Here is a 5,026-nt window from a genome sequence, read left to right as displayed (position 1 = left end):
CGGCACACCGCCCGGTGAGTCCGGCCGACGCCCGATCCTCGATAGCCCCGCAAGCGCCGAGACTGCCGCAAACCAGCCTCCCGACGCGATTTACTGCCAATAAAGTCACTTGATTGGGAGTCAAGCAGATGGCGAGTGCGACGTCAATTCACTCGCCGTCGAGGTCCGTTCGAAACCGCACGGCCCGTGAGTCGAGCGAGGCCCGTTGCAGCTCAGGCACTTTCGTGCGCAGGTCGGGCATCCCCTCGACCATCGAGGACAAACTCGGCAGCCGGGAGCGCACTTCACGCACCGGAGCAAGCAGTTCCTCGGCCTGCTCTGCGACCTTGGCGGCGGCGTCCTGTGCGGCCTCGAGCACCGCCGCCGCGATCTCGTCGTAATCGAGCTCGTCGACGTCGTCGGCGAAGATGACGTCGATCGGCACGCCATCGGCATTGCAGGCGACCGTGACCCGCCCGTCCCGCGCATCCGCGGAAGCCACGAGCTCACTGCGCTTGCGTTGCATATCCGCGATCGATCGAATGTGCGTGCCGACCGTGTCCATGATGTTCGCGATCTCGACCTCGGGCCGAAGACTCTGGGTTCTGCGGCTGTCCACCATGGCGAAATCTCCCGTCTGTCAACAATGGAACTCCCGTTGCGAGGGCAAGTATCACAGCGATTGACGTCCACCGCAGCGCTCTGGTTGACTTTAAGTCAAATGAATTTGTTCACAGTCAATGTACGGGCTGGAAGCCATCCGGAGGACTGGTTCTGATGAGCGAGACGCACGACGCCACTCCCGATGTCGGCTTCACTTTGAGCACGCCCGCTGCGCCGAACAGCACCCCGGTGCCGGCCGAGACGAATGCGGCCCTGGGCGACACCGAGACCGAGACCGAGACAACCGTTGACGAGTCGGCGACCGGACCGCGGGTGCCGGAATCGGCGACCACCGAACAGCCGACGACCGAAGAGCAGGCAACCGAACTCGCCCACAGCATCGCCCGCGAACTCGGCGCCACCGGCCCCGAGGGCTGGCGGCATCTGGAAGCGGTCTTCGCGCTCACCGTCGCCGGCGGCGTGGCCTACATCCTGTACTACGACGACGACGATCAGATCTCGCAGGCCGAACCGCCGGACGAGGTCAGCGAACTCGTCCGGTTGCACCGCGAGATCTCCGCGCAGTTCGGCGACGGTCCCTGGTGGCGGCTGCTCCTCGACCTGGAGAGCACCGGTGAGGTCGAGGTCGACTACGACTACGGCGACGAGCCGTTCCCTGACGATCACCTCTTGCCACCGGAGGCCTATCGCGCCGACCTGGAAGCCTTTCCGCGCCAACAGGTCCCGGTGTGGCTGGCCGCATACGTATTTCACGACGAGCGGCAGTGGCGTTCGCCCCGCGACGCCGCCGAGCAGGCCCGCGACGACCGCGATGCCGGCATCATCTCGACGATTTCACATGCGGACTTCCCCCCGCTGCCGGAGCTGTGGGCGCGTTGGGCCACGATCGCGGCGGCCTTCGTCGCCATCGGATCCGGGCTGGGGCCGCGAATCCGGCCCGCGCTCGGCATCTTCGAAGGCGCGGCGCGCAGCGGCTGCACGCTGTTCATCCTGCCCGGCGGCCGCGCGGTGCTCTCGGGCGGCTTGTGGAACGATCCCGACCTCGACGCCGCCTACAACGACGGCGGCGAACTACCGGACCTCTACGCCGGAGCCCCCGACTGGGTAGCCAATCAGGTGCTCAATCCCCGTGCGGCCCAAGGACTGCTGTCGTTCTGCTACTGGTGGGAACGCGGCAGCTGGCATCGCGGCGAATCGCCGACCGCCGACCGGTTCGCTGCGGCCGTGCCCGGTGTGTGGTCGGAACAGACGGTCGTCGACATCGTGTGCACCGTGGCCGGCGGCGAGCCGACCGAACAGCAGCGCCAAGCCGCCGCCACCCTGGTCGCTGCCGCGGAAACCGGTGTGGTCACCCGGGATACGTTTACCGCGGTATTCGACAATCCCGCCGATGATATCGACGCTGCCATGTATCAGCTATCGCTGGCCGGTCTCACGGCCACCGCCCCCGAGCCGCTGCCGCAGGATCTGGCAATCGCCCTGGTAAGCGAGCACATTCGCGGCCTCGGTGTCGACACCACCGGCTACCCCCTCGACCAACTCGTCGCCGAACGCCTCGACGTGGGCTGGATGGTCTTCGTCCCCACCGAACCCGGCGAGATCGCCATCGGCCGCGCCATCTTCTACATCGCCGACGACGGAGTGATCGAGCAATCCTCCTCGTCCACAGCACCATCGCTGTATGCCGAAGGATTCGGACAACGTTTCCGGGAGCGCGGTTCGGTGCCGATCTCGTGATCGCCGGTCGGTGGTCGTCGGCCGCCCTGACTCCCGCTCCGGCGACTCGGCTTACCCGGGTGCCAACGGGCGCCCATGAATATCCACCGCAGCCGCTCCCGCACCCAGGGGCAATATCGACCCGCAGACCGAGGCGGCCTGCGGTGATACCAGAAACCGCACGGCCTCCGCGGTCGCAACGGGTTCACCGCCACCGGGTAGCTGCACGGAATTGATCCGCACTCCCCTGGGGCCGTACTCCGCGGTCCACAGTCCGTTCAACGACATCAACGCCGCCATCGCGGCCCGCACCGCATTCGCATCCCTCGCCCCGGTCGCGCCGTCGAACACAGTGACGATCGCGCCACGGCCGCGCTCCGCCATCGCGGGCGCGAACGCCCCCGTCAGCAGGAACGGCATCTTCACATACAGATCGAACGCCATGTCCAACCCGTCTGCGGCCGAGTCGAAATCCGCCGCACCGGCGTTGGTGACCAGCACCTCCGCCGGTGCACCGGCCAGCAATCGGCGTATTTCGGTGACCAGGCGATGCACCGCGGCGGAATCAGCGAGATCGACGACCACCTCCACCGCGCGGCCTCCGGCCCACTCGATCAACTGACGAGTCTCCCGCACATCTGCGCTGTCACGCCCACAGACCACCACCGAATACCCGTCCTCGGCCAACCGCACTGCGATCTCTCGTCCGGCTCCCCCGGCCGAACCGGCGACCACCGCCCACGGACCGCGCCGCCGACCGCCGCCCACTATGTCTCGATTCATCTGACGCCCACTTCTTCGCGCTGCTGCGGGATAGTTTCGTGGCCGCGGTTCTCCAACGCGGCATAGCGAGATACGGACTGGACGCCCCACAGTCTTCGCGCGCGCAGTCAGTAACTGGTCAGCAGCGACTGAGTGCGGCGGCGATACGACCGGCGAAGATCAACTCTGCTCGCTCGGAAGTCGTTGTGCGGCCGGCGCCGAACCGAGTGGACATGCGCTCGCGCCGCTGACTGAGCTTCGTGGCCTCGCGTCGGTATGCCGGACCGACGACTGCGTACTCCGCTGATGAGAGCTGTTCATTCGCACCCGCCGGCGTCGAGACCCGGACGAGCAGGTTCGCAGCGGGCTGCCGACGGCGGAATCAGTGGAACGCGGCGAGATACTTCGTGACGGCGCCGAGGTCACCGGCATCGGAGATCAGCCCGATATAGCCGTCGGGGCGGATCAGGACGAGCGTTGTGTCGGTGGGCTGGTAGGCGGTCGCGAGATGGCCTGCGGTGTCGGCGATCTCGTCGTCGCTGCCCGGCTCTTCGACGAGGTGGAGTATCCGCGGCTGGGGTCCGGAAAATGTCGTGGCCGACCGTGGGCCGAAATTGAGGAGGGTGAACCGCCGCCGACCGATCAGATCGAACAGGCGATGGATTCCGTCGGTCGCGGCCAAGTCGGTCGCGTCGGGTGCGCGGTCGCCGGCGCGCAGGCTCGCCTGCTCGTCGCGGTCGTCGCTCGCCAGGGTGGATCCGCGGTATCCCACGTCGAGTTCGATCGTGCTCGCGTCCCGCTTGATCGGGATTGCCTTGGTCCGAACGGTTTCGGCCAGGCGGGCGTTCGAGAGCGCGAGGACGTGCGCGGCCACGGGGCGACGCTCGGCCTCGTACGAATCGAGCAAGGTGCGCGGGGCGCCGTCGTTCACCACGGCGGCGAATTTCCAGGCGAGATTGTGTGCGTCCTGGATTCCGGTGTTCATGCCCTGCCCTCCGGCAGGCGAGTGGATATGCGCCGCATCGCCGGCGAGGAACGCGTTCCCGACGCGGTAGTGGTCGACCAGCCGGATGTTGGCGCGCCACACCGAGCTCCACTCGGGGTCATGCAGGCGGATGTCGGTGCGACCCGTTCGTTGCTCGAGGGTCGCCTGAAGGTCGGCGAGGTGCAGCCGGGGCTCCGCGCCCGGGGCGAGGCTGGCGACGTACTGGAACAGATCCGTCGAGGGTAGCGGGCACAGGCTCAGGAAGCCGGTCGCGTGAATCCAGCTCTGCCATGAATCACGATTCAGGCCGGAGACCGGAAGATCCGCCAGCACAACGCGGACGTCCTCGCGCGTCTCGCCGACGAAGGCGACCCCGGCCTGTTTGCGGACGACGCTGTGCCCGCCGTCGGAGCCGACGATCCAGCGCGCGGCGACGGTCGTTGCCGTGTCACCGGTGACGACCTCGGCGGTGATACCGTCGCCGGCCTGCGTGTAGTCGACCAGCGTGGTGTCGAATTCGACTGCGCCCCCGAGCTTTTCGAGCAAGAGCCGCAGTGCCTCCTCGACTCGCCACTGCGGCGTGATCAGGCTCGCCGCGTACGGGATGTCCGGCCGGTTCGCCAGCGACTCCGGGATCACACCACCGTGTGCCACCCGGCCTTGGGGATCGATGGAGTCCATCGGCATGGCCATCCGGCCGTTGGCGATCACCCGCTCGGCGATGCCGAGGTCTTCGAAGATCTCGAGGGTGCGCGGTTGCACGCCCTTGCCGCGCGAACCCGGATGCGGACCGGGCTCCGCGTCGATCAGCCGGAACGCGACGCCGCTGCGTGCCAACTCGACAGCCAGTGTCAACCCCGTCGGCCCGGCGCCGACGATCAACACCGTGGTGGAATCCGCTCCGGCGGAAGCGGCACGCTGCGGTTCATTCATGACATCTCCCAAGAAAGTAAAACCTTT

At 67.3% G+C, this 5,026-nt stretch carries 4 protein-coding genes; 1 reads left to right on the top strand and 3 read right to left on the bottom strand.

Annotation, left to right across the window (positions count from 1 at the left end; all coding sequences use genetic code 11):
* Window positions 1–148: 148 nt before the first annotated feature.
* The gene (locus ABZ942_RS35295) at window positions 149–601 is read right to left on the bottom strand and encodes a YbaB/EbfC family nucleoid-associated protein (protein ID WP_357389818.1); all 453 of its coding nucleotides are present in this window, start codon (window positions 599–601) and stop codon (window positions 149–151) included.
* 155 nt (window positions 602–756) lie between these two features.
* Here ABZ942_RS35295 and ABZ942_RS35290 point away from each other — a divergent pair, with 155 nt between their 5' ends.
* Window positions 757–2,340 carry a hypothetical protein gene (locus ABZ942_RS35290; protein ID WP_357389816.1) on the top strand — a complete coding sequence of 528 codons (1,584 nt, stop codon included), beginning with the start codon at window positions 757–759 and terminating at the stop codon, window positions 2,338–2,340.
* Window positions 2,341–2,391: 51 nt separating this feature from the next.
* Here ABZ942_RS35290 and ABZ942_RS35285 read toward each other — a convergent pair whose 3' ends face one another.
* Window positions 2,392–3,102, bottom strand: a complete 711-nt coding sequence (locus ABZ942_RS35285; protein ID WP_357389814.1) for an SDR family NAD(P)-dependent oxidoreductase — start codon at window positions 3,100–3,102, stop codon at window positions 2,392–2,394.
* Window positions 3,103–3,463: 361 nt separating this feature from the next.
* Complete coding sequence (locus ABZ942_RS35280; protein ID WP_357389812.1) at window positions 3,464–4,999, bottom strand: FAD-dependent monooxygenase; 1,536 nt, start codon at window positions 4,997–4,999, stop codon at window positions 3,464–3,466.
* Window positions 5,000–5,026 lie beyond the last annotated feature (27 nt).

Origin of the sequence: Nocardia sp. NPDC046473 (assembly GCF_040645995.1) — a bacterium.
In the GTDB taxonomy this organism is placed as follows: Bacteria; Actinomycetota; Actinomycetes; order Mycobacteriales; family Mycobacteriaceae; genus Nocardia.
The sequence above is the reverse complement of the archived record's forward strand: the minus strand, read 5'-3'. Positions and strand labels throughout refer to the sequence as shown.